We start from the raw sequence: 23,400 nt of genomic DNA, 5'->3' as shown, positions 1-23,400 counted from the left end.
TATGATTGAATTTCAAAATTTGTATTTTTCCTATAAAGATGGTGATGAATCTATTAAAGATATTAGTTTTTTTGTAAAACGAGGAGAATGCATCATTCTTTGTGGAAAATCAGGTTCAGGAAAGAGTACGATTTTACGCACGATAAGTGGCTTAGCTCCTGTTTTTTACGAGGGATCTCTGCAAGGGAGAATTGAAGTGGATAAGCGAATCCCGGCTGAATTGAAATCAGAAGAACGTGCTAAATTGTTTGGCGTTGTTTTTCAAGATCCAAGAAGTCAATTTTTCATGAATACAGTCCAAGACGAAATTTGTTTTGCAGCAGAAAATATTGGAGTTCCCTCGAAAAAAATAAAAGAATTACTTTATGAGGTTTCGGAATTTATTGGAATTGAAGATTTGCTTTTGAGAAATATTGATGAATTATCTAGCGGTCAAAAGCAAAAAGTTGCAATTGCATCTTCTTTGATATTGCAACCAAAAGTTTTGATATTGGATGAGCCAACATCTAATTTAGACATTCAAGGATCTAAGATATTGATAGAAATAATAAAAAAAATCAAAGACAAAGGAATATCAATTGTTATAAGTGAACACAGAATTGACTCATTCAAAGAAGTGGCGGATAGGTTTTTATATATAAACGAAGGTAAGCTGGATGAAATTTGGACAAGTAAACAATTCGAAAATCTTAGTGATGAAAAATTATTAAGTCTTGGACTAAGACCCAAAACAGTTGAAAAAAGTGCAAATAATGAGATTAAAAACGATAATGTACCACTATTGGATATTCAATCTCTGTCGTTTCATTATAAAAAAACAAATTCAGGTATTGATAATATAAATTTGAGATTATATAAAGGTGAAGTCGTTTCACTGTTAGGAAACAATGGAGCAGGAAAAACCACTTTGTGTAAAGTTATAAGTGGCCTACTAAAAGAAAATACAGGATTAATCAAATATAGAGGAAAAGTAGCAAACAGAAATTTAAGAAATAAATTTTGCTATTTTGTTATGCAAGATGCAGACTATCAACTTTATTCAGATTCAGTTGTAAGTGAAATTTCTATTGGTAAAAAAATAACTGAAAAATTTAAAAAAGATATGGAGGATAGTTTGGATGCTTTTAGTTTGATCAAACTAAAAGATAGACACCCAGCATCATTGTCAGGAGGTGAAAAGCAAAGAGTAATATTAGCTGCTGCATATTGTTCAGAGGCTGATATTTATATATTAGATGAACCGACAAGTGGGATGGATGGAAATGGACTATGTGCAATTATAAGGTGGGTAAAACTCCTTGCTGAGAAAGGGAAAATAGTCATCATTATTACACATGATTTGCTTTTAGCTGAAGCAACTAGCAATAAATTTATCTACTTAGAAGAAGGAAAGCAATTAAAAGAAGGAAGGAATATAATATGAACTTAATTAAAAAATATGTAAGAATAAACTTATTCCAATTCTCTTTTTCAATACTATTTGCAATTTTAGGTGTATTAGCCAGCTTAATATCGTATATATTTCTTGCAAGAATTATTACTGAGTTAATTAGCAATAATTCAGATTGGGACTTCTATTTGAAGCAATTATTGATAATAGTTGGGTTGTTTTTAATAAAAGAAATCTCAGCGGGTGTATCAACAACTATTTCTCATACTGCAACGTTTCAATCATTGAGAGATATAAGAAAAGAAATTTCAGAGAAATTATTTGAAATGCCTTTAGGAGATATAACGAGTGTTAGCTCTGGCACCTTTAAAGATATTATTGTAGATAAAGTTGATAGTATGGAAACCACATTATCTCACATATTACCTGAAATGACAGCAAATATAATCGGACCAATATTGCTTATTGTATATATGCTTATATTGGATTGGCGTTTAAGTATAATATCGCTGCTACCATTTATTATTGGAATGGGCGTAATGAAGTCTGTAATGAATAAAGAGTACACAAAAAGCTATAAAGAATCTGTATTGTTAGGACAAAAAATGAACAATGCTTTGGTAGAGTATATCGGAGGAATAGAAGTTATTAAAGCATTTAATCAAGGTACATCTTCCTATAAAAAATATAGTGATGCTGTTAGAGATAATGCACAGTTTTATTATGATTGGATGGGTAGATGTATGAATAGAATTTCTGTTGGCAGACTTCTGTCACCAATGGGAATATTAACTGTCATACCGTTCGGAATGATTTTTTATAAAAATGGAAGCATAAAAATTGATATACTTATAAGTATCGTCGTATTGTCTTTTGCTACAGTTTCTAATTTGCTTAAAGCTCTAAACTATACAGATGATTTAGCTAGAATTAGTACTATATCAGGTGAAGTGGAAAAGGTATTAAATTCAAAACCCTTAAAACAAGGCGTAAGCACTCAAAAAATTCAGCATTATGATATTGAATATAAAGATGTGAACTTTTCATATGACGAAGATAAGAAAATAATCAATCACTTGGATTTAAAATTTGAAGAAGGAACAGTTAATGCTCTGGTGGGAGAATCTGGAAGTGGGAAATCGACCATAGCAAAGCTTTTAGCTGGATTTTGGAATGTTGAAAGTGGTTGTATTAAAATTGGGGATATAAATATAAATACAATCCCATTAAGCCAACTTTCTCAGTTAATATCTTATGTATCACAAGATAATTTTCTTTTTGATATTTCTATCAAGGACAATATTAGGGTTGCAAAACCCGATGCAACAGATAGTGAAGTTGAGCAAATTGCAATCAAGGCGGGATGTGATGAATTTATAAAAGACCTTTCAGATGGATATGATACTGTTGTTGGGGAAGGTGGTGGACATTTATCTGGAGGAGAAAAGCAGAGAATATCTATTGCTAGAGCTATGCTTAAAGATTCGCCTATCATTATTTTAGATGAGGCAACATCATATATAGATCCTGAGAATGAAGTTAGTATTCAGAGAGCAATTTCAAAACTGGCAAAAGGAAAGACATTAATTATCATTGCTCACAGACTCAATACTATTAAGGATGTTGATAAAATATTTATTGTCTATAAAGGAAGAATCCAAGATAGTGGAACTCATGAAGAACTACTTGTGAAATCTGAGATGTATCAATCTATGTGGAAAGCATCGAATAAGGAGGGAAGAGCATGATAAATGTATTTAGAAAAATTTGGCTTTTCTCTGGGAAGGAAAAAGGTAATTTAAAAAAGTCTATATTTGCAGCATTTATTCATGCTGTGTTTAACGCTTTTCAATTTGTGGCAATTTATTATATGTTAGAATGCTTGTTTATTAGCAAGATTTCAACAAAAAATATTATCATAGCATTTGTGATATTAATGATTAGTTTATTGGGGAAAATTGTAACACAAAACATTTCTCAAATGAAACAAACTCATGCAGGCTATTTTATGGCGGCTGATAAAAGAATTGAATTGGGTGAAAAAATAAAAAAAGTTCCAATGGGATTCTTTAATAGTTTTAGTTTAGGGAAACTTACTACTTTAGCAACCACAAACCTCACTCAAATTGAATCTTGGATTCCAGTATTGCTTGTCAATGTTCTAGGAGGTTTTTTAAATACATGTGTGTTTGTTCTAGCTATATTTTTAATTAATATCTACATAGGTCTAACAGCACTAGTAGGTATTACAGTGTTTTTGATGGTTACGTCTCTAATGGAAAAACGTTCAAGAAAAAATGCTGCGGACATGGCCAATATTCAAACATGTTTAACTAAGAATGTACTATCTACTCTTCAAGGAATGCAAGTTATAAAGTCATACAACTTAGGAGGAGAAAATAATAAAAATTTAGATGATGCAATAGATAATAGCTATAAGACTACATTAGCACTTGAGAAGATGATTATTCCTTATACTGTGGTTCAAAGAATTGTAATAGGTTTAACAATAGTTGCAATGCTATTTGTAAGTATTGGATTTAATATTTCTGGTAATTTGATAATTACAGATGCAGTGATGCTAATGATAGCAAGTTTTACGATATTTGAAGGATTAATTGGAGCAGGGTCTAATATGGCGATTTTGCGAATTGCAGAAAATGCAATTGATTCATATGAATATGTTAATCAAATGCCAATTTTGAAAGAGGGAAGTATTACAGAGCCTATAAAAAATCACAATATAGCCTTTAAAAATGTTTCTTTTTCCTATGATGATAGACCAATTTTAAAAAATGTATCAGCAGAGATAAAAGAAAATACCATGACTGCCATAGTTGGTCCATCTGGATCTGGTAAGACAACATTTTGTAATCTAATAGCGAGATTTTGGGATGTAAATTCTGGTGAAATATTAATAGGTGGAAAAAATATTAAGGATTATAAGATAGAAAACTTAATGAATTCAATTTCCATGGTATTTCAAGATGTATATCTCTTTGAAGATACAATTGAAAATAATATAAAATTTGGAAAACAAAATGCAAGCCATGAAGAAGTAGTTCAAGCTGCAAAAAAAGCAAGGTGCCATGAATTTATAGAAGCTTTACCAGAAGGATATAACACAATAATCGGAGAAGGTGGAGCAAGCCTATCTGGTGGAGAAAAACAAAGAATCTCCATAGCCAGAGCCATGCTAAAAGATGCAGACATAATTATTTTTGATGAGGCGACAGCAAATATTGACCCAGAAAATGAAGATAAACTTAAAGAAGCAATAGAAACATTAACAAAAAATAAGACAGTAATTATGATTGCCCATAGACTAAAAACCATTAGAAATGCAGATCAGATTCTAGTCTTAAAAGATGGAGAAATAGTAGAACGTGGAAATCATGAAGAACTGATTAAGAATGATGGACTTTATTCTGACCTTATAAATGCAAAGGCTAAGGCGGAATCATGGAAATTAAATAATTGATTAAACGATAGATAATGAGACTGGTATTAGGCTAGTCTCTTTTTTTTTGACCTATCAACACTTTTTAATAGAGGTGTTGATTTACATAAAAAACTAATTTAAAAAGCTAATCAATTAAATTGCATCAAAATAGAGAGGGTTAGTGCACGCTTTAAAGAGCGGGACGATCACTTTAAAAATACTAGTATTCATGAAGTAATTATCGTTGTTCTCTTTTTATTTAATCTGTCTATTTCGATATTTATATTAATGGCAATAAATTTTACTCAAAAACATTTCCTTTGTCCTAAGGAATATAGAGGAAAGAAAATTAGGGTTAAAAATAGACCTGATTTCTTTGCCTGTGATATAGGAGGTGGAGTATGAAAGTAAAGAAGCTTGAATGTGAAAAAGAAGTTGTAAAGACTGAATATACTGAAAGGGATTTAAAGGCAGAGCTTAACTTTTATCTATCGGATAAGTTTATCCAGGATCTCTTTCTTTTAGATGAAATTAGCCTTGAAGAATATAGAAAAATTAGGAGAGAAAACATTAAAAAATTCAGACCTATTCTTTCAGAACTAATGCTATAAGACTTGATATATACTCATTTGTACGGGAATATAGCACTAAGAGAAAGAGAGGTGAGACGATGAAAAAGATAACAAAAATAGAAGCGAATCAAAAAGAAGGATCCATATTAAGAGTTGCTGCCTATGCAAGAGTATCGACTGATGAAGACGCTCAGCTTGTAAGCCTTAAAACGCAAAAAGCACACTACGAAAAGATGATAGCAGAGAACAAGTCATATACTTTTGCAGGTCTATACTTTGATGAAGGCATCACTGGAACCAAGAAAGAATGCAGAGACGGTCTTCTAAAAATGCTAAAAGATTGTGAGAATGGAAAGATAGATTTTATCCTAACCAAATCTATCTCAAGGCTTGCAAGAAACACGACAGATTGTTTGGAAATCGTAAGAAGACTCCTTGACCTAAATATTGGCATCTATTTTGAAAAAGAAAACATTGATACAAGGACCATGGAAAGCGAGTTGATGTTATCCATACTTTCATCCCTTGCAGAAAGTGAGTCCAGGTCTATATCAAAAAATAACAAATGGTCCATAAAGAAAAGATTTCAAAATGGAACGTTTATTATATCAAGCCCACCCTATGGCTATGAGAATATAGACGGAAAGATGGTAGTGAATGAAGAAGAAGGAAAAATCATAAAAGAAATATTTGAACAGTATCTTTCAGGTAAGGGAACACACAAAATAGCAGATGACTTAAATAAAAGAAAGATTAAAGGACAAAAAGGAGCAAGCTGGCATGGGTCGACTATAAATGGCATCTTAAAAAATGAAAAGTATATAGGCGATGTCATCTACCAAAAGACCTATACAGATGAAAATTATAATAGACATAAAAATAAGGGAGAAGAAGACCAGTATAAAATAATAGATAACCATGAAGCCATTGTAAGTAGAGAGGATTTTGAAAAAGTACAAGACCTAATCAAGATAAGGGCTATAGCAAAAGGAAATGGAGAAAACACCAAAAGATATCAAAATAGATATAGCCTATCAGGGAAAATAAAGTGTGGCGAGTGTGGCTCAAGCTTTAAAAGAAGACATCACTATAATGGCAAAGAAAAATATATAGCTTGGACTTGTAGTGAACACCTAAAAGATATTAATAAGTGTTCCATGAAGTTTATTAAAGACAAGGACATAAAACTAGCATTTGTGACTTTAGTAAACAAGCTAGTCTTTGGAAAAGATAGTATCCTAATGCCACTCTTAGAATCATTAAAGAGAGTGGATAGTAGGGAAGAAGTAGAGAAGGTAAATAAAATAGAAGAAAGCCTAGAAAATCTAAATGAAAGAAAAGAGGTTCTAAACAAACTAATAAGATCAGGAGTTTTAGATGCAAGTATTTATACAAAAGAAAGCAGTGAAATTTCAAGCGAAGAAAGAAACCTACTTATGGAAAAGGAGAGAAGCAAAAAAGCCATCCTTGGAAATGATGAAGAAATAAGAGAGCTTGAAAAGCTAATAGGAATCTTAGATAAAAGTGAAATGATAGATCACTTTGAAGATGACTTGTTTGAAGAAATCATTGCCCACATACAGGTTGTCAATAGAGAGACTCTTGATTTTCATTTAAAGTGTGGACTTGTATTAAGAGAGGAAGTGAAAGAAGATGTCTAGACTATGCTATGGCTATACCATAAGAGACGGAAGAGTAGAAGTTCAAGAAAAAGAAGCTGAAAATATAAGAAAAATCTTTAAAAATTATCTTGCTGGCAACGCCCTTATAAAGTCGGCAGACCTTGCAGGCTTAAAGAAAAACAGTTCTAGTGTAAAAAGAATATTAACCAATAAAAAGTATTTAGAAAATGACATCTATCCCAAGATAATAGATAGAGAAAGTTTTGAAAAGGCAGGTCAAATGTTAAAGGAAAGGGCAGTGGCCATGGGACGAGTTTGGGAAAAAGAAGAAGAGATTATTAAAGTTCCTTGTAAGTTTAGATATAAGAAAGAAGAGACTTTGCCTCTAGATCCTTTTGAGAGAGCAAGTTATAAGTATAGGTTAATCGAGGTGATAGATGATGAATAGCAAGGTTATAGTCATACCAGCGAAGAAGAAAAAAGGAAATTCCATCAAGGAATCAGAAAAGAAGAAACTGAGAGTGGCAGCTTATGCGAGGGTATCAACAGATAGCGATGAACAGGCAACTTCTTATGACACTCAAGTAGACCATTACACAAATTATATAAAGAAAAATCCAGATTGGGAATTTGCGGGAGTTTTTTCTGATGAAGGAATCAGTGGAACATATACCAAGAAAAGAGCTGGCTTTAATAAAATGATTGAAGAAGCCATGGAAGGAAATATCGACTACATCATTACTAAATCCATTTCAAGGTTTGCCAGAAACACACTAGACTGTTTAAAGTATATTCGTAAACTAAAAGAAAACAACATCCCAGTCTATTTTGAAAAAGAAAACATCAACACTATGGATGCCAAGGGAGAAGTCCTACTTACCATTATGGCATCTCTTGCTCAACAGGAAAGTCAGTCCTTATCACAAAATGTGAAGTTAGGCTTTCAATATAGATTTCAACAAGGACAAGTCCAGGTAAACCATAATAGATTTTTAGGCTATACAAAAGACGAAGACGGAAAACTTGTCATCGTTCCTGAAGAAGCAAAAATTATAAAAAGGATCTACAGAGAATACTTGGAAGGAGCAAGCCTACGAGACATAAAGGTTGGACTTGAAAAAGATAAGATAGTAAATGGAGCAGGAAATAAGAAATGGCATGTATCAAACCTCAATCAAATATTAACCAATGAGAAATATATGGGGGATGCCCTCTTACAAAAGACTTATACTGTAGATTTTCTAAATAAGAAAAGAGTTAAAAATGATGGAATAGCACCTCAATATTATGTAGAAAATAGCCACGAAGCCATCATACCAAAAGAAATCTTTATGCGAGTTGGAGAAGAAATGTACAGACGAGCTAATATGGTGAGCGGCAAGGGAAAGAGAAGAATTTATTCAAGCAAATACGCCCTTTCAAGTATTGTCTACTGCTCTAAATGTGGGGATATTTACAGGAGAATAGCATGGAACAACAGAGGGAAAAAGTACACCGTTTGGAGATGCTGTACAAGAGTAACCCATGGACCAGAAGCATGTGAAGCAAGAACAATAAAAGAGACTGATCTACAAGAGGCAGTCGTAGAAGCCATCAATCAACTTATATCTGAAAGCAGTGAATTAAAAGAAATAATAAAAGAGAATATAGAAAAAACCATCACAGGTAATGGAAGTAGTGGAATAGAAGAAATAGACAAAGAAATGCTGGTGGTTCAAGAAGAGCTTTTAATAGTAGCTAATGCCAAGAAAGACTATACAGACCTTGCAGATAGAGTGGAAGAATTAAGGAATGAAAAAGAAAAGATACTCCTAAATATGGCGGAAGAGAAGAATGAACAAAGCAGACTAATGGAATTAGAAGAGTTTTTGGATAATCAGAAATTGGGAATAGAAAGCTATGATGAAGATTTGGTAAGAAAACTAGTGGATAAGATAGTGGTTTATGAAGAGAAACTGAAAGTAATATTTAAATCTGGACTTGAAGTTGAAATATAAAATAAAGCTAACAGTACCCGACACGCCTCTTAGTATAATGCGGACCAAGTCGGGTCTTTTGATTTTACTTAATAGACTTAATATAATTGGTATAATATTATCATAAGCAATTGAGGATAATCGTGATCAAATAAAAAAATAAGTAGTTAAGTTAATAACTACTTATTAGGAAATCCTGAAATTGCAAATATGGCATCAATTGATATACTAGTAAATTTATCTTCATATTTATTTTTGATCGAGCTAATTGATGAGATTAAAGATTGGTATTCTTTTTCGGGAATAACTAGTTTAAGGACCAATATTAAATCATGTAAATTTTTTCCAGTATAATTCTCATTGAAAAACTTTTCAAATATAGCAGTTTGACCAGCTTTATTCAATGAGAATGAATACATGACTTCATCATGGGCACAAACATTTCTGAAAAAATTACAGATTTTAATTATATCTATAAGTTCAGTTTTACTAATTTTTTCTTTAGACTGGTAACTCTCTTTATATCTCTCACCAAAATCTTTAGCAATTTTATTTTGAAGAGATTCATCTAGGGAATTATAAAAATAAGATATATTTCCTAAAGTAAGGAAATTTACAAGAACCCAAAGAGGGATGTGGTCATGCTTTTTTATATAATGCTTAATAGGTTTCTTGCCATTTGAATTTTTATTTTCTCTACTTATGGCATTGGATAATGTCCCTATATTTTTCAAAACATAATTTAGCTGATGCTTTGATGCAGAATAATTTTCAATTTGTAAGTAAGGATATAGTCCATCTCTGTATAAGTCTGAAAAATGATAAGCACAGGATGTTTTTAGAAGTTTCTCAAAACGGAGCAGAGAAGAAAAAATCACTTCTTTTAATTCACGATCCATTTCATGAAGAGCATAAATTTCTTCAAAACTACTACCAGCTTTATATACATCTTCTACCTCATTAGAAGATTTATTGTCTAAAAATGGAGTTTTATAGCCATTGATAAGGTTATAATAATTAACTTGTGATAAAATAATCTTAGCATATTCTGGATTATTAATGTCTAAACCTCTATTTGAGAGTATTTCAATTTGTTCATCATAAGTTTTAAACGGTTTACTCATATGCACACCTCATAAAAAAACGCCCCGCCACGTATGGCAAGGGCTTGTTCCTTACTTATATTATAGCAGAAAGTTCTATTAATTCAAGGTCTTACAGAAATAAAATTGGTAAGCATGGAAACTATGAAGATATCTAGAAAGGTTTATAATTAATTAGTGGACATATTTCCACATACGAGGCTTTTGAGAAATTTCAAATTTTATCAATACTGACCACTCAAGCCATGTGGAGACGGTAGCACTTTTGTCCAAACTTGATGTCGATAAGCATATAAATATTGAAATTGAGCTGGATGAGCTTGATTTGACAAGTGCTGAAAGTAAGGCAACATATGCTCAAATCAAAGAATATGTTTGGAATAAATTTGAATTAAAAGTTTCGACATTATATATTGCACAGATAAAAAGGAAATGTGGAATAGAATTACGAGAACATTACAACAAGTCTAAAAAGGAGAAACAAATTATTCCACAGTGTACACCTGAAAAAGAAGAAGCCATCATGGATGCCTTGAGACACTTCAAAATGATTGAATAGAAAGGGAAGATATTTTATGAGATGGGTAATAAAAATAATCTTTTTCCCAATCAGCTTCCTGCTTAGTATTCTCACAGCCTTTCTGACATTCTTACTCGGAATAGGAACGGCACTGCTATATTTGCTGATGATGTTTTGCATATTTGGAGCAATAGCATCTTTCTTACAAAAAGAAGTTACCATCGGAATCGAAGCATTGATTATTGGATTTTTAGTTAGTCCATACGGCGTACCGATGATTGGAGCAACCGTTATAGCATTCTTTCAGGGAATCAATGAAGAGATAAAATCAATCTAAAAAATTTAATACAAATGGTAACCAAAGGCGATAGAGAAAAAAACTATCGTCTTTTTCTTTGCAAATTTTAAGAGAGGAGGTGAAGCGATGGACTTTGACTATTTCTATAACAGAGAAGCAGAGAGATTTAATTTTCTTAAAGTGCCGGAGATATTAGTTGATGGAGAAGAATTTAAGGGGTTGTCAGCGGAAGCAATTATCCTTTATTCCATGCTTCTAAAACGAACGGGAATATCTTTTAAGAATAACTGGATAGACAAAGAAAATAGAGTATTTATCTATTTTACCGTTGAAGAAATTATGAGAAGAAGAAACATCTCAAAGCCGACAGCCATAAAAACATTGGATGAGTTAGACAGTAAAAAAGGAATCGGACTGATTGAAAGAGTAAGGCTTGGACTTGGAAAACCTAATATCATTTATGTAAAAGACTTTATGAGTGTATTTCAAGCAAAAGGAAATGACTTTCAGAAGTCAAAAAACTTTACTTCAGAAGTAAAAGATGTTGACCTCAGAAGTAAAGAAAATGAACTTCAGGAAGTTAAAAATGTTGACTCTAACTATATAGAGAATAATAAGAGTAAGTATAGTAAGAGAGAATATAGTTTTTGCGAAAATGGACTTGGAACATTTCAAAATGTATTTTTAACTGATGAAGATATTTCTGATTTACAAATTAAACTAAATGCACAGCTTGATAATTACATTGAACGCTTATCTGCATATATCAAGAGTACCGGAAAGATCTATAAAGACCATAAAGCGACGATCCTTTCTTGGTTTTATAAAGATCAGGGCAAAAGCAAGCAGGCGAAAACATCAAATGTCCCAACATGGGAGGAATATAACAAAGGAGAACATTTATGAAAAGAGAATTAGAAAAAATAATGATAGAGGATGTAGAATTTGCCTATGATTCTGAAAAAGAATACATCAAAGATGGACACGCCTATTGTAAAGTCTGCCACGAAAGAAAAGACGGTGATGTAATGGAATTTTTTGGAAATAAAATGATATTAAGAGTAGCTTGTAAATGCGATAGAGAAATAGAGAAACAAAGGAAACGAAGAGAAAAACAGATGGAAATTGAAAGGTTAAAAAGAACCTGCTTCAATTCCATGAGGGAGTGGTCATATACCTTTGAAAATTATCAGGGAGAAGAAAATCAAAGCCTCATGATTGCAAAGAATTTTGTAGAAGATTATGAGAAAATGAAAAAAGAAAATATCGGACTTCTCTTTTATGGCTCTGTAGGAAGCGGAAAGACCTATCTTACCTGCTCCATTGCAAATAGCCTTATTGAACAGTATCAAATAAGTGTTAAGATTAGAAATTTCGCACAGATTATCAATGAACTGCAAAAGGGAGGTTTTGATTTTGATAAAAACGCATACATTGAATCTCTCGTAAACACTTCTGTTCTGATTTTAGATGACTTGGGAATAGAAAGAGATACAAGCTATGCCAAAGAGCAAGTATATAACATTGTCAATAGCAGGTACCTAAAACAGAAACCAACAATTTTCACAACAAATCTTTCCTACGACACAATTCAAAACTGCAAGGACAGTGTTGAATATCAAAGAATCTATTCAAGAATTATTGAAATGTGTATTCCCGTTATGGTTGTAGGCGAGGATTTCAGAAAGTTTATTCAAAGAGATAAGCTAACTCGCAATAAAGATAGATTACTGAACGGAGGTGAAAGGACTTGATCAATGAAGAAATTGCAAGAAAAACGCTCAACATGGAAGTGAGAGCCGGCAAAGTAACAGGCAAGATACTTTTGGATTTGATAAGGAAATTACTGAAAGAATCAGAAAAAATCGGTGGACTTGAAAAGCTCGTTGGGAGTAAAGGGAATGAAGTAAAACTAAAAGATATGGTTAAAAAAGGACAGCTTGAAGAGATACCAGTAGAAGAAACAGAATTGAAGGAACTGAAAAAAGAACTGAACAGATATGGAGTTAAGTTTTCGGTAATGAAATATAAAGAATCAGGTAAATACTCAGTGTTCTTTCAAGCAAAAGATATGAAAGTGATGGACAAAGCATTTAAGCACGCCCTTTCAGAATCAGAAAAGAAAACGGAAAGGAAAGAATCTATTCATAAAAACATTGAGAAGTTTAAGGAGATGGCTAAAAATTCTGTTTCTAAAGATAAAATCAAGAACAAGCAAAAGGAGCAGAGCCTATGATAGAGAAAATACTAAAGGACAACAAAGGCTTGTTTAAGGTGCAGGATAAGGCAAAGTTTCTAAAGCAGAACATTCCCTATCTTGCATTTTTCTATGTTGGAAATATCTTCTCTCACCATATACGAGCCTATACTGGTGGCGATGTAATAGACAAAATCTTTCAAGGGATATTAGAGCTTAACACCATGAGCTTTATTCCAAGCATTCATCTAACTGATATTCTAATAGGCATAGGAGTAGCAGCTTTAATTAAATTCATTGTCTACAGCAAAGGCAAAAATGCAAAAAAGTTCAGACAGGGAAAAGAGTATGGTTCAGCAAGATGGGGAACGAGAAAAGATATAGAGCCTTATGTGGATGAAAAGTTCCAAAACAATATCTTGCTTACTCAAACAGAACGATTAACTATGAACGGCAGACCAGCTAATCCAAAGTATGCAAGAAACAAGAATGTACTTGTCATAGGAGGTTCAGGCTCCGGCAAGACGAGATTTTATGTAAAACCGAACTTAATGCAAATGCACAGTAGCTATTGTGTAACCGATCCTAAAGGAACAATAGTTCTTGAGTGTGGCAAGATGCTTGAAGATAATGGCTATGAGATTAAAATTCTAAATACCATAAACTTCAAAAAGTCTATGAAGTACAATCCATTCGCATATATCCGTTCTGAAAAAGATATTCTAAAGCTTGTTCAGACAATCATCGCAAACACGAAGGGCGAGGGAGAAAAAGCAGGTGAGGACTTTTGGGTGAAAGCTGAGAAACTCTACTATACGGCACTTATCGGATATATCTGGTATGAGGCTCCAAGAGAAGAAAAGAACTTTGCAACACTACTTGATATGATAGACGCTTCAGAGGTAAGAGAAGATGATGAAACCTACATGAATCCGATTGATAGACTCTTTGAAGCATTGGAAAAGAAAGAACCGACACACTTTGCAGTGAAGCAATATAAAAAGTACAAATTGGCTGCGGGGAAAACTGCCAAGTCTATTCTAATATCTTGTGGAGCAAGACTTGCCCCTTTTGACATAAGAGAGCTTAGAGAACTAATGAGTGAAGATGAACTTGAGCTTGATACACTGGGAGATAGAAAGACAGCACTCTTTGTCATTATCTCTGATACAGATGATACTTTTAATTTTGTGGTATCTATTATGTATTCTCAGCTATTTAACTTGCTGTGTGATAAGGCAGATGATGTGTATGGAGGAAGATTACCTGTTCATGTAAGATGCCTACTTGATGAGTTTGCAAACATCGGCTTAATTCCAAAGTTTGAAAAACTGATAGCGACAATCCGTTCCAGAGAAATATCAGCGAGTATAATTCTTCAAGCACAATCTCAGCTAAAGGCAATCTATAAAGATAATGCTGACACAATTGTGGGCAACTGTGATAGTACCTTGTTTCTTGGTGGCAAGGAAAAGACCACATTAAAGGAACTTTCCGAAACACTGGGAAAAGAAACGATAGATTTATATAACACATCGGAAACAAGGAGCAATCAAAAGAGTTTTGGACTTAATTATCAAAAGACAGGTAAGGAGCTTATGAGTCAAGATGAAATTACAGTCATGGACGGCGGTAAATGTATTTTTCAACTTCGTGGTGTCAGACCTTTTCTATCAGATAAATTCGATATTACAAAGCATAAGAACTATAAGCTGCTTGAGGACTATGACAAGAAAAATTTGTTTGACATAGAAAGCTATATGAAGCGAAAAGGGAAAGCAAAATTAAATAGAGAAACAGTTATTACAAGATTGCAGTAAGTCTAAAAAACATAGATTTGCTGCTTTTTTATTACTCAAAGTCAGGAGGTAAGATGATAAGAATACGAAGTCCCACTAAGAAAAAAGTAAATAGGATGAGCATCAGCGATTGGAAAAAAATTCCGGTCGCTTTTTTTATTTAAACGAAAAGGAGAAATTTTTAATGAAGCAAGAAATGATTAACATCAATGCCAATTTATTGGCGGAACCAACTTTTTCAAGTTTTGACAAAGAGGGAGAAACTGTTGAGGTTGCAAACTTCACGCTTGTAAAAAAGTACGGGAAAGGCAAGGAGTATATCAACTGTGCAGCCTATGGAGAAAAATCGGAGAAAGCAAAGGACTTTGAAAAAGGCGATTTGATTCATATCTTTGGTTACTTTAAGAAGCGTGAAAAAGAGGGAAAGACTTACAAAAACTTTGTAGTGAAGTCATATAACAAGATTGAAAAGAAAGAAGAAAGCGAGGAGGAATAAATTATGGAATTTTTTACACAGGCAGTTAATGTATTAAAGATTTTGGTAATGGCAGTAGGTGCAGGACTTGGAGCATGGGGTGTTATCAACCTGATGGAAGGTTATGGGAATGACAATCGTGCGACACGTTCATAAGTAAAAAGCTTATGCACTAAGTCGAAGGACTGAAAGTTCAAAACTTAGGAGAACTGGCAATCTGATAGGTAGAATGACGGGGTAACGCCCTGAAATGCCTACACTGATACTCCGATTGGCAATGAATATTAGACTATTTCATTGTCAAAAGCTCGGTGAAGTCGGCAGAGAGTAGCCGTAAGACTGATATTAACATCAGATACGAAAGCTGTCCAGAGGTGGACGGTGCTACCTATATGTCGGGTGTCGAATACGCATGGTGAGAATGTGTATACCAAAGCACTGACGTACTTCCGAATGTAAGGGTCTAAACGTTTGAATTTGCCTAACGGCAATTCCCATCAAAGATGGGGTGTTTGTGGATGAGTAAGAATGGTTGTTATGAAAATCCATATATCGTTACAGGCGATATGGTGAAAACTAAACACAGGCTTAGAGGAAGAACCTAAACGTATTCAATGATAAGATTGTCGGAACGTGGTAAGCCAAGAACACGGAAGCAGTCTAATGCTAAAGAAGTGTTGAATGGGAAAATGACTGTAAAAACAGCATATAACCGTTCTTTATCTTGGTGAAAGCGGTGGCACAGTACCTATGAAGCGAAAATAATAAGTTCGTGGAGGGATAGCCACCAGTCACAGGAAAGTACAAGAACTGAAATTAAGACAAACACAGCTTCGAGTATGACAAAGAAAATCAAATCCGAAAGGAGATGGTGACTGTGTCCACTTCGAAACAAACACTGAAACAAAGCAAAATCCGTTATACGGAATACTATGACTTGCAAAAAGTCCTTGATGATTTATATGAAGATAGCAGTAAGAATAAAGTATTTTCAAATTTAATGGAGTTGATAACTTCAAGAGAAAATATAAAACTTGCCTATCGCAGTATCAAAGGGAACAAAGGCAGTCATACAGCCGGAGTAGATGGCAGAACAATAAAACATCTATCAAGGCTAAATGAAGAAGAATACATTTCTCTCATACAAAAACAGTTTCATTGGTATAAGCCACGCCCTGTAAAGAGAGTGGAGATACTAAAGCCTAATGGGAAAATAAGACCTTTAGGAATACCGACTATTGTAGACAGAATTGTACAACAATGTATCTTGCAAATATTAGAGCCGATATGTGAAGCCAAGTTTCATGACAGCTCCTATGGGTTTCGACCTAACAGGAGTACGGAACACGCTATTGCAGAATGTGCAAGACTAATGCAGATACAGCACTTACACTATGTAGTCGATATTGATATACAAGGATTTTTTGATAACGTATATCATGCAAAGCTCATAAGGCAGCTTTGGAATTTAGGAATCCATGACAAAAAGTTACTTTGTATCATTAAGGAAATGCTTAAAGCAGACATAGTTATGCCCGATAAAAAGGTAATTACACCAACAAAGGGAACACCACAAGGCGGAATATTATCACCGCTACTATCTAATGTAGTCTTGAACGAATTAGATTGGTGGGTTTCATCTCAATGGCTGACAATGCCCACGCATTATCCATATAAACAGAGAACGAACAGTCAAGGAACAGAGATAAAAAGCCATACTTACAGAGCTTTAAGAACAAGCAACCTAAAAGAAATATATATTGTAAGGTATGCTGATGATTTTAAGATATTTTGCCGTAATTACTACGATGCAAAAAGAACCTATCAGGCAGTTACAAAATGGTTGCAAGACAGATTAAAACTAAATGTAAGTGAAGAAAAATCTAAAATAACAAATCTAAAACAAAGGTATTCGGAGTTCTTAGGTTTCAAGCTGAAGGTTAAACCAAAAGGCAAAAAGTTTGTTGTACAGTCGCATATAAGTGATAAGGCACTGAAAAATGCAAAAGAAAATATTTCTAAATGTGTGGCGGATATAAAAAGACCTGCAAACGAAAAGGAACAGTACAAAGCAATAGCCAAGTATAATGCCACTGTTTCAGGCTTGCATAATTACTACCAAATAGCAACAAATGTAAGTTTGGACTTTGCTAAAATAGCCTTTCACATTAAAAAGCAGATGAACAACAGACTTGATATTAAAACCAGTGGAACGCTAAACAAAGGATTTATCAAAGAAAAATATGGAAAAAGTAAACAGCTTCGCTTCCTTAATGGACATCCGCTAATTCCAGTTGGATATATTAGGACAAAGGACGCAAAACACAAGAAAAAGGTTGTAAATAAATACACTGTAAAGGGCAGAGCTTTTATTCATAAAAATCTGCAAATTGATGTAGATACACTTGTTTGGTTGATGAGACATCCTGTACTTGATAAGAGTATAGAGTTTGCAGACAACAGAATCTCGCTCTTTGCAGCTCAATATGGCAGATGTGGGGTAACAGGTGTAAAACTTACACCAAATGATATACATTGCCATCACAAGATACCGCTTGAACAAGGCGGTACAGACAGTTATAGCAACTTAATTCTTGTTACAGAAGCAGTTCATATACTTATCCATGCAACAAAAGAAGATACAATCCAAAAATATATAAAAGAGCTTGGCTTAACGGTCAAGCAGATCGAGAAATGTAATAAGCTTAGAAAAATGGCAGGATTGCCACTAATTTAGAAAAAAATAATTTGTTACGAAGTGTGTAAGTCTTAGTTAAAACGTGAAAATCTTTCTTGTGATGGAACGCCGTGTGCGGTGAAAGTCGCATGCACGGTGTGAAGTGGGGGAAAATCCGGAGATAACATCAAAGGATTACCTATCACTATCGGGTGCAAAATCTCAAGGTATTAAGCAATTTATGGCAAAATAAGGACGGGATAACACAACAAATTCTCTAAAACAAAACACTAAACCAATGTAAGATTGAATGAAATCAATATTTATGCTATAATTAAATAAATCTAATGAACAGAAAAAGAGGGATATTATGGCACTTAACTATAAACCATTATGGATACAGTTAGCAAAAAAAGGACTAAAGAAAACAGATGTAATAGCTATGGCAGGACTTACAACAAATGTTATGGCACAAATGGGCAAGGATAAACCAATTACATTTAAAAATTTAGAAAGAATATGTAAGGCTCTATCTTGCACCCCTAATGATATTATTAGTTTTGAAGACAATTTTAGTGAAGAGGAAATGACCAGTTAGGTCATCGGTTTATAAAGAAAGGTGGTTTTGATCATTTATTCAAAATTTAATAACTTAAAACCAGAAAAACAAAAGCAAATTATTAACGCAGCTATAAAAGAATTTGTTCGAAATGGTTTTGAAAAAGCATCTACTAACGAAATTGTAAAAAGAGCTAATATTTCAAAAGGCTCGCTGTTTAACTATTTTAACAGTAAAAAGGATCTTTACTTGTACTTGATTGAGTATAGTAGTAAAGCAATCGTGAATCTAAATGAAGAAATTGATTTGTCTGAAACTGATTTATTTAAAAGAATCGAAAGAGTTGCTTTACAAAAGTTCTATGTTCAACAAAAGTACCCACAGGCATTTGAATTCTTGGCATCAACTAAACAAGAGGAGTCTGTAGAAGTAAAGGATATCATTAAACAAAGGCTCAATCCAATCTATAATCAAGCCATAAATAAATTATATAAAGACATTGATTACTCTAAATTCAGGGAAGGAGTTGATATTGAAAAAGCAATTGAGATTTTGAATTGGACGATGTTTGGTGTAGGAGAGAAAGGACTAAAGGAATTGTTTACCTTTGATGATATTGGTAGATTTGGAGAGAAATATCTAGAAGAGTGGAACGTTTATGCCGAATTACTGAAATACAGCTTTTATAAATAAAACTAAATTAAAGGTGTATTGAAATGAAAATATAATAGCTTTAGATTTTTATCTAAAAAATTTTAAAGGAGTGTGTCTATATTATGACCGATATAGTAAAAGTACAAGGATTACAAAAAAAGTTTGGTAAATTTCAAGCATTGCGTGACGTTTCGTTCACGATAAAATCGGGGGAAGTGGTTGGGTTTATTGGTCCTAATGGTGCTGGGAAATCTACAACTATTCGTGCCCTATTAGGAATTATAAAACGTGATGCTGGTATTGCCGAGATATTCGGTAAGGATGTTTGGAAGGATAGCCTTGAAATTCATAAGCGAATTTCTTATGTCCCTGGAGATGTTGCCCTTTGGGAATCTTTAACGGGAGGAGAAATTATCGATCTCTTCATTAAATTACATGGTAGTGGAGATAAAGAAAAGCGCGATTATTTAATTAAACGTTTTGAATTAGACCCTAAGAAAAAAGCCAAAGGATATTCAAAAGGAAATCGTCAAAAAGTTGGATTGATTGCAGCATTATCTGTTGATTCTGATTTATATATTTTTGATGAACCAACATCTGGCCTTGATCCTCTAATGGAACAAGTTTTCCAAGAAGAAGTTAAAAAAATTAAAGCATCTGGTAAAGCTATTTTATTGTCCTCCCATATTTTAAGTGAGGTAGAACGATTAACAGATAAGGTTGTAATTATACGCCAAGGTGAAATTGTTGAAACTGGAACCCTTGATGAATTACGACATTTAACTAGGTCTACTGTCACTTTAGTGACAAGTGGAGACGTATCAAAAATGGCTTTTGTAGATGGAGTACATGATTTTGTTCAAAATGATAGCCAAGCAACATTCTCTGTCGATAATCAATATCTCAATAGTATTTTAATTGAAGCTAGCAAATTAGGTGTCACAAGGTTTGAATCTATACCGCCAACACTTGAAGATTTGTTTATGCGTCATTATGAAAGCTAAACCGTGGGAAGGTGGAAAAATTATTATGAAAGAAAAATTTGCTCGTTGGAACATATTGTTTTTACAGTATTTAAAACGAGATTGGAAAAAAATTATTATATGGGTATTGGGACTTGGCATGTTTTCGGCTGGATTTGTTCCAGCTTTCAAAGAAATAGCAAAAGGGCAAGGTTTAGTCGGCATGTTCGAAACTTTGCAAAACCCTGCAATGATATCTATGGTAGGGCCGACCCCAGTTGAAACAGGAGCTGATTATACCTTAGGAGCAATGTATGCACATGAAATGTTGTTGTTTTGTGGTTTGTTTGCGATGATAATGTCTATTTTACACGTGATAGGTCATACTCGTAAAGAAGAAGATCTTGGCCTTACTGAGCTACTGCGTTCCTTTCAAATAGGTCGTCAGGCAAATTCTCTTGCAGCAATAGCAGAGATAGTCTTTATCAATGGTATACTAGCACTTTTTATTGCAGTAGTAATGATAAGTTTCGGTGCCGATACGATTTCTATTTTTGGTTCCGTGTTATACGGGGCATCAATTGGAATGGCAGGGATTATTGGTGCTGGGATTGCTCTAATAATGGCACAAATTATGCCCACGTCATCGGCTGCAACAGGATCATCATTAGGAATTGTAGGCTTACTATACATTGTTCGTGCTGGAACAGATGTCTCCAATGTTGACTTATCTATGATGAATCCTTTGGGCTGGACATATTTAACTTTTCCTTTTACAGATAATAATTGGTTTCCACTTATTTTTGCTTTAATTTTCAGTATAATAGTGGTGTTCATAGCTTTTTCACTTGAAGGTGGCCGCGATATGGGGGCTGGATATTTACCGCAAAGAGAAGGGCGTGAAAGTGCAAAGCAGTCTTTGCTGTCCGTCCGAGGATTATTTATAAATATTAATAAAGGTGTCATTATTAGTTGGTTAATCGCATATGTTGTTATGGGTGCTGCCTATGGTTCGATTTATGGAGATATGCAGACATTCCTAGAAAGTAATGAAATGATGAAACAAATGTTTTCTCATACAGGATTTTCTATTGAAGAATCATTCACAGGCACAGTTATGATGGTTTTGATTGGTTTAGTTTCCATTCTACCAATTGCGATTGTAAATAAACTCTTTTCTGAAGAAAGACGATTACACTTAAGTCAGATTTATGCAACAAAAGTAACCCGCAGTCAATTATATTGGACTAGTATAGGGTTATCGATATTAAGCGGATTATTAGGAGTTTTATTAGCAGCAGGTAGTCTTGGAGGTACTGCTATCTCTGCGATGGGGAATAGCGGAGAGATGGATATAGTTGACTTTTTTGCTGCTGGCTTTAACCTTTTCCCTACTGTTTTATTCTTTATAGGTCTGGCAGCGTTAGCTCTTGGATGGGCACCGAAACTAGGTAAAATAGTGTATATTTATCTTACATTCTCTTTTTTATTAAATTATTTTAGCGGCTTAATAGACCTCCCGGAATGGTTTTTAAATACTGCTATACAAAGTTGGATGCCTCAAATGCCAATGGATGATTTTGAAGCATCAGTTTTTCTTACAGTTACTATAATTAGCATTGCTTTAATAGTAATAGGTTTCTTGGGGTATAGTAGAAGGGATATGAATGAAGGAGCTTAAATTGATTGAATAGTAAATAGTGTAATCTAATGATTTAAATTCTTGTGTTGTAGGTTTTAACATTAGTCGATGAAAGCAATTAAATTTTATTATTACAGTTTCATATATTTGATAAGGATAGAAGTATTCTAAACTAGAATTATATTTCGATTCTTTTGGCGACCATTAGAAAGCTAGTCGTTATGTTCCCACGAACGTACAAATTAGTCGATATGTTCCCATATACAACAGTTTCGCTAAAAATCATAAATACATCAATTCTATCAACTCGTCCCACGTTGAAGCAGCAATTCTGATGACGTATTGTGGTTTGGACAAGGAATAATAGGAGTCAACCACAACATGTAGTGGTTTGAGTACGAAAATTGGGTCAAAAACAGGCTAAAAAATACCGTTTTTTGACCCTTTTAAATAGGGCATTTGACAGATGACATTTGATGTTTCGGGATTAAAAATCCATAGGGTGAGGTAGATTAGCACAGAACTTTATTGAATAGAGAAATTAAAAGTGATATAATCAGTTGCATAAGGAGGAGTTAAATATGTGTACATGTATTGCAGTAGTAGATATTACTTTATCTCATTTATAATGAAAAAAATTAAAGGAGGTAAAGGTATGGGTATGTTTTCTATATTTGTTATTGAGAGATTTCATTATCAACCAAACCAAAAATAATTGGTTATAATGAGCTCTTAAGATTAGTTCATTATAACCGGCAAGGAGAAGTTTATAATGAAACAGAAAAACCCGAAAAATACGCAAAATTTCATTACATCTAAAAAGCATGTAAAGGAAATATTAAAATATACGAATATCAATAAACAAGATAAAATAATAGAAATTGGGTCAGGAAAAGGACATTTTACCAAGGAACTTGTGGAAATGAGTCAACGGGTGAATGCTATAGAGATTGATGAAGGTTTATGTCATGCCACGAAAAAAGCAGTTGAACCTTTTCAGAATATAAAAGTTATTCATGAGGATATTTTGAAGTTTAGCTTTCCTAAAAATACAGACTATAAAATATTTGGTAATATTCCCTACAATATTAGTACTGATATTGTAAAAAAGATTGCTTTTGATAGTCAAGCGAAATATAGCTACCTTATTGTAGAGAGGGGATTTGCTAAAAGGTTGCAAAATACCCAACGAGCTTTAGGTTTGCTGTTAATGGTGGAAATGGATATAAAAATTCTTAAAAAAGTGCCACGAGCATATTTTCACCCTAAGCCTAATGTAGATTCTGTATTGATTGTACTTGAAAGGCATAAACCATTTATTTTAAAGAAGGACTACAAAAAGTATAGATTTTTCGTTTATAAATGGGTAAACAGGGAATATCATGTTCTTTTTACTAAAAATCAATTAAGACAGGTGCTGAAGCATGCGAATGTTACTGATCTTGATAAATTATCCAATGAACAATTTTTGTCTGTTTTCAATAGTTACAAATTATTTCAATAAATTAAAAA

General features: G+C 33.4%; 21 protein-coding genes and 2 pseudogenes. 22 read left to right on the top strand and 1 reads right to left on the bottom strand.

Annotated features, from left to right (window positions below; translation table 11 throughout):
• The first annotated feature begins 1 nt into the window (after position 1).
• From GAN53_RS09235 to GAN53_RS09205, 7 genes are all read left to right on the top strand, one after another.
• Complete coding sequence (locus GAN53_RS09235) at positions 2-1,423, top strand: ABC transporter ATP-binding protein (RefSeq protein ID WP_151410754.1); 1,422 nt, start codon at positions 2-4, stop codon at positions 1,421-1,423.
• Positions 1,420-3,138, top strand: a complete 1,719-nt coding sequence (locus GAN53_RS09230) for an ABC transporter ATP-binding protein (protein ID WP_144398865.1) — start codon at positions 1,420-1,422, stop codon at positions 3,136-3,138. Before GAN53_RS09235 ends, GAN53_RS09230 begins: the two co-directional genes overlap by 4 nt.
• Positions 3,135-4,871 carry an ABC transporter ATP-binding protein gene (locus GAN53_RS09225; protein WP_151410753.1) on the top strand — a complete coding sequence of 579 codons (1,737 nt, stop codon included), beginning with the start codon at positions 3,135-3,137 and terminating at the stop codon, positions 4,869-4,871. The genes GAN53_RS09230 and GAN53_RS09225 overlap by 4 nt, the downstream gene beginning before the upstream one ends.
• A 362-nt stretch (positions 4,872-5,233) precedes the next feature.
• The gene (locus GAN53_RS09220; protein WP_151410752.1) at positions 5,234-5,443 is read left to right on the top strand and encodes an SHOCT domain-containing protein; all 210 of its coding nucleotides are present in this window, start codon (positions 5,234-5,236) and stop codon (positions 5,441-5,443) included.
• Between the two features lie 59 nt (positions 5,444-5,502).
• On the top strand, positions 5,503-7,065 hold the full coding sequence (locus GAN53_RS09215) for a recombinase family protein (protein WP_151410751.1): 1,563 nt from the start codon (positions 5,503-5,505) through the stop codon (positions 7,063-7,065).
• Positions 7,058-7,474: an integrase gene (locus GAN53_RS09210; protein ID WP_151410750.1), complete on the top strand. Its 417-nt coding sequence runs from the start codon at positions 7,058-7,060 to the stop codon at positions 7,472-7,474. Before GAN53_RS09215 ends, GAN53_RS09210 begins: the two co-directional genes overlap by 8 nt.
• On the top strand, positions 7,467-9,023 hold the full coding sequence (locus GAN53_RS09205) for a recombinase family protein (protein ID WP_151410772.1): 1,557 nt from the start codon (positions 7,467-7,469) through the stop codon (positions 9,021-9,023). The genes GAN53_RS09210 and GAN53_RS09205 overlap by 8 nt, the downstream gene beginning before the upstream one ends.
• Before the next feature lie 158 nt (positions 9,024-9,181).
• On the opposite strand, the gene GAN53_RS09200 is transcribed toward GAN53_RS09205, so the two are convergent.
• Positions 9,182-10,126: an Abi family protein gene (locus GAN53_RS09200; RefSeq protein ID WP_151410749.1), complete on the bottom strand. Its 945-nt coding sequence runs from the start codon at positions 10,124-10,126 to the stop codon at positions 9,182-9,184.
• 223 nt (positions 10,127-10,349) lie between these two features.
• Here GAN53_RS09200 and GAN53_RS09195 point away from each other — a divergent pair.
• The 15 genes and pseudogenes from GAN53_RS09195 to erm(A) form a co-directional block, all read left to right on the top strand.
• Positions 10,350-10,664, top strand: a pseudogene (locus tag GAN53_RS09195) (23S rRNA (uracil(1939)-C(5))-methyltransferase RlmD); the annotation flags it as partial.
• Between the two features lie 16 nt (positions 10,665-10,680).
• Positions 10,681-10,962, top strand: coding sequence for a CD1845 family protein (locus GAN53_RS09190; protein WP_151410747.1), 282 nt, complete (start codon positions 10,681-10,683; stop codon positions 10,960-10,962).
• 87 nt (positions 10,963-11,049) lie between these two features.
• Complete coding sequence (locus GAN53_RS09185) at positions 11,050-11,829, top strand: replication initiator protein A (RefSeq protein ID WP_023054879.1); 780 nt, start codon at positions 11,050-11,052, stop codon at positions 11,827-11,829.
• On the top strand, positions 11,826-12,677 hold the full coding sequence (locus GAN53_RS09180; RefSeq protein WP_151410746.1) for an ATP-binding protein: 852 nt from the start codon (positions 11,826-11,828) through the stop codon (positions 12,675-12,677). Before GAN53_RS09185 ends, GAN53_RS09180 begins: the two co-directional genes overlap by 4 nt.
• Entirely contained in the window at positions 12,674-13,159 is a 486-nt protein-coding gene (locus GAN53_RS09175) for a PcfB family protein (protein WP_151410745.1), read from the top strand. The genes GAN53_RS09180 and GAN53_RS09175 overlap by 4 nt, the downstream gene beginning before the upstream one ends.
• Positions 13,156-14,940, top strand: a complete 1,785-nt coding sequence (locus GAN53_RS09170) for a VirD4-like conjugal transfer protein, CD1115 family (protein ID WP_151410744.1) — start codon at positions 13,156-13,158, stop codon at positions 14,938-14,940. Before GAN53_RS09175 ends, GAN53_RS09170 begins: the two co-directional genes overlap by 4 nt.
• Positions 14,941-15,103: 163 nt before the next feature.
• Entirely contained in the window at positions 15,104-15,415 is a 312-nt protein-coding gene (locus tag GAN53_RS09160) for a single-stranded DNA-binding protein (RefSeq protein ID WP_000807041.1), read from the top strand.
• 3 nt (positions 15,416-15,418) lie between these two features.
• Positions 15,419-15,547, top strand: a pseudogene (locus tag GAN53_RS09155) (Maff2 family mobile element protein); the annotation flags it as partial.
• Between the two features lie 724 nt (positions 15,548-16,271).
• Entirely contained in the window at positions 16,272-18,131 is a 1,860-nt protein-coding gene (gene ltrA / locus GAN53_RS09150) for a group II intron reverse transcriptase/maturase (RefSeq protein WP_151409831.1), read from the top strand.
• Positions 18,132-18,441: 310 nt separating this feature from the next.
• Positions 18,442-18,669 (top strand): helix-turn-helix domain-containing protein, encoded by a 228-nt coding sequence (locus tag GAN53_RS09145; RefSeq protein WP_072469057.1) that lies wholly within the window; start codon positions 18,442-18,444, stop codon positions 18,667-18,669.
• Between the two features lie 21 nt (positions 18,670-18,690).
• Positions 18,691-19,323 carry a TetR/AcrR family transcriptional regulator gene (locus tag GAN53_RS09140; RefSeq protein ID WP_011528983.1) on the top strand — a complete coding sequence of 211 codons (633 nt, stop codon included), beginning with the start codon at positions 18,691-18,693 and terminating at the stop codon, positions 19,321-19,323.
• A gap of 83 nt (positions 19,324-19,406) precedes the next feature.
• Complete coding sequence (locus tag GAN53_RS09135; RefSeq protein WP_000129976.1) at positions 19,407-20,288, top strand: ABC transporter ATP-binding protein; 882 nt, start codon at positions 19,407-19,409, stop codon at positions 20,286-20,288.
• Positions 20,289-20,313: 25 nt separating this feature from the next.
• Positions 20,314-21,927 carry an ABC transporter permease gene (locus GAN53_RS09130; protein WP_025194366.1) on the top strand — a complete coding sequence of 538 codons (1,614 nt, stop codon included), beginning with the start codon at positions 20,314-20,316 and terminating at the stop codon, positions 21,925-21,927.
• Between the two features lie 550 nt (positions 21,928-22,477).
• Positions 22,478-22,603, top strand: coding sequence for an erythromycin resistance leader peptide (locus tag GAN53_RS09980; protein ID WP_017771940.1), 126 nt, complete (start codon positions 22,478-22,480; stop codon positions 22,601-22,603).
• A gap of 57 nt (positions 22,604-22,660) precedes the next feature.
• Positions 22,661-23,392 carry a 23S rRNA (adenine(2058)-N(6))-methyltransferase Erm(A) gene (gene erm(A), locus GAN53_RS09120; protein WP_000810833.1) on the top strand — a complete coding sequence of 244 codons (732 nt, stop codon included), beginning with the start codon at positions 22,661-22,663 and terminating at the stop codon, positions 23,390-23,392.
• Positions 23,393-23,400 lie beyond the last annotated feature (8 nt).

This window comes from Anaerococcus sp. Marseille-P9784 (genome assembly GCF_902500265.1).
Taxonomy (GTDB): Bacteria; Bacillota; Clostridia; order Tissierellales; family Peptoniphilaceae; genus Anaerococcus.
The sequence above is the reverse complement of the archived record's forward strand: the minus strand, read 5'-3'. Positions and strand labels throughout refer to the sequence as shown.

Bases quoted from the DNA above. Each gene is read 5' to 3' on its own strand.
- GAN53_RS09235 (WP_151410754.1), top strand. From the start codon at position 2: ATGATTGAATTTCAAAATTTGTATTTTTCCTATAAAGATGGTGATGAA.
- GAN53_RS09230 (WP_144398865.1), top strand. From the start codon at position 1,420: ATGAACTTAATTAAAAAATATGTAAGAATAAACTTATTCCAATTCTCT.
- GAN53_RS09225 (WP_151410753.1), top strand. From the start codon at position 3,135: ATGATAAATGTATTTAGAAAAATTTGGCTTTTCTCTGGGAAGGAAAAA.
- GAN53_RS09220 (WP_151410752.1), top strand. From the start codon at position 5,234: ATGAAAGTAAAGAAGCTTGAATGTGAAAAAGAAGTTGTAAAGACTGAA.
- GAN53_RS09215 (WP_151410751.1), top strand. From the start codon at position 5,503: ATGAAAAAGATAACAAAAATAGAAGCGAATCAAAAAGAAGGATCCATA.
- GAN53_RS09210 (WP_151410750.1), top strand. From the start codon at position 7,058: ATGTCTAGACTATGCTATGGCTATACCATAAGAGACGGAAGAGTAGAA.
- GAN53_RS09205 (WP_151410772.1), top strand. From the start codon at position 7,467: ATGAATAGCAAGGTTATAGTCATACCAGCGAAGAAGAAAAAAGGAAAT.
- GAN53_RS09200 (WP_151410749.1), bottom strand. From the start codon at position 10,126: ATGAGTAAACCGTTTAAAACTTATGATGAACAAATTGAAATACTCTCA.
- GAN53_RS09190 (WP_151410747.1), top strand. From the start codon at position 10,681: ATGAGATGGGTAATAAAAATAATCTTTTTCCCAATCAGCTTCCTGCTT.
- GAN53_RS09185 (WP_023054879.1), top strand. From the start codon at position 11,050: ATGGACTTTGACTATTTCTATAACAGAGAAGCAGAGAGATTTAATTTT.
- GAN53_RS09180 (WP_151410746.1), top strand. From the start codon at position 11,826: ATGAAAAGAGAATTAGAAAAAATAATGATAGAGGATGTAGAATTTGCC.
- GAN53_RS09170 (WP_151410744.1), top strand. From the start codon at position 13,156: ATGATAGAGAAAATACTAAAGGACAACAAAGGCTTGTTTAAGGTGCAG.
- GAN53_RS09160 (WP_000807041.1), top strand. From the start codon at position 15,104: ATGAAGCAAGAAATGATTAACATCAATGCCAATTTATTGGCGGAACCA.
- GAN53_RS09145 (WP_072469057.1), top strand. From the start codon at position 18,442: ATGGCACTTAACTATAAACCATTATGGATACAGTTAGCAAAAAAAGGA.
- GAN53_RS09135 (WP_000129976.1), top strand. From the start codon at position 19,407: ATGACCGATATAGTAAAAGTACAAGGATTACAAAAAAAGTTTGGTAAA.
- GAN53_RS09130 (WP_025194366.1), top strand. From the start codon at position 20,314: ATGAAAGAAAAATTTGCTCGTTGGAACATATTGTTTTTACAGTATTTA.
- GAN53_RS09980 (WP_017771940.1), top strand. From the start codon at position 22,478: ATGTATTGCAGTAGTAGATATTACTTTATCTCATTTATAATGAAAAAA.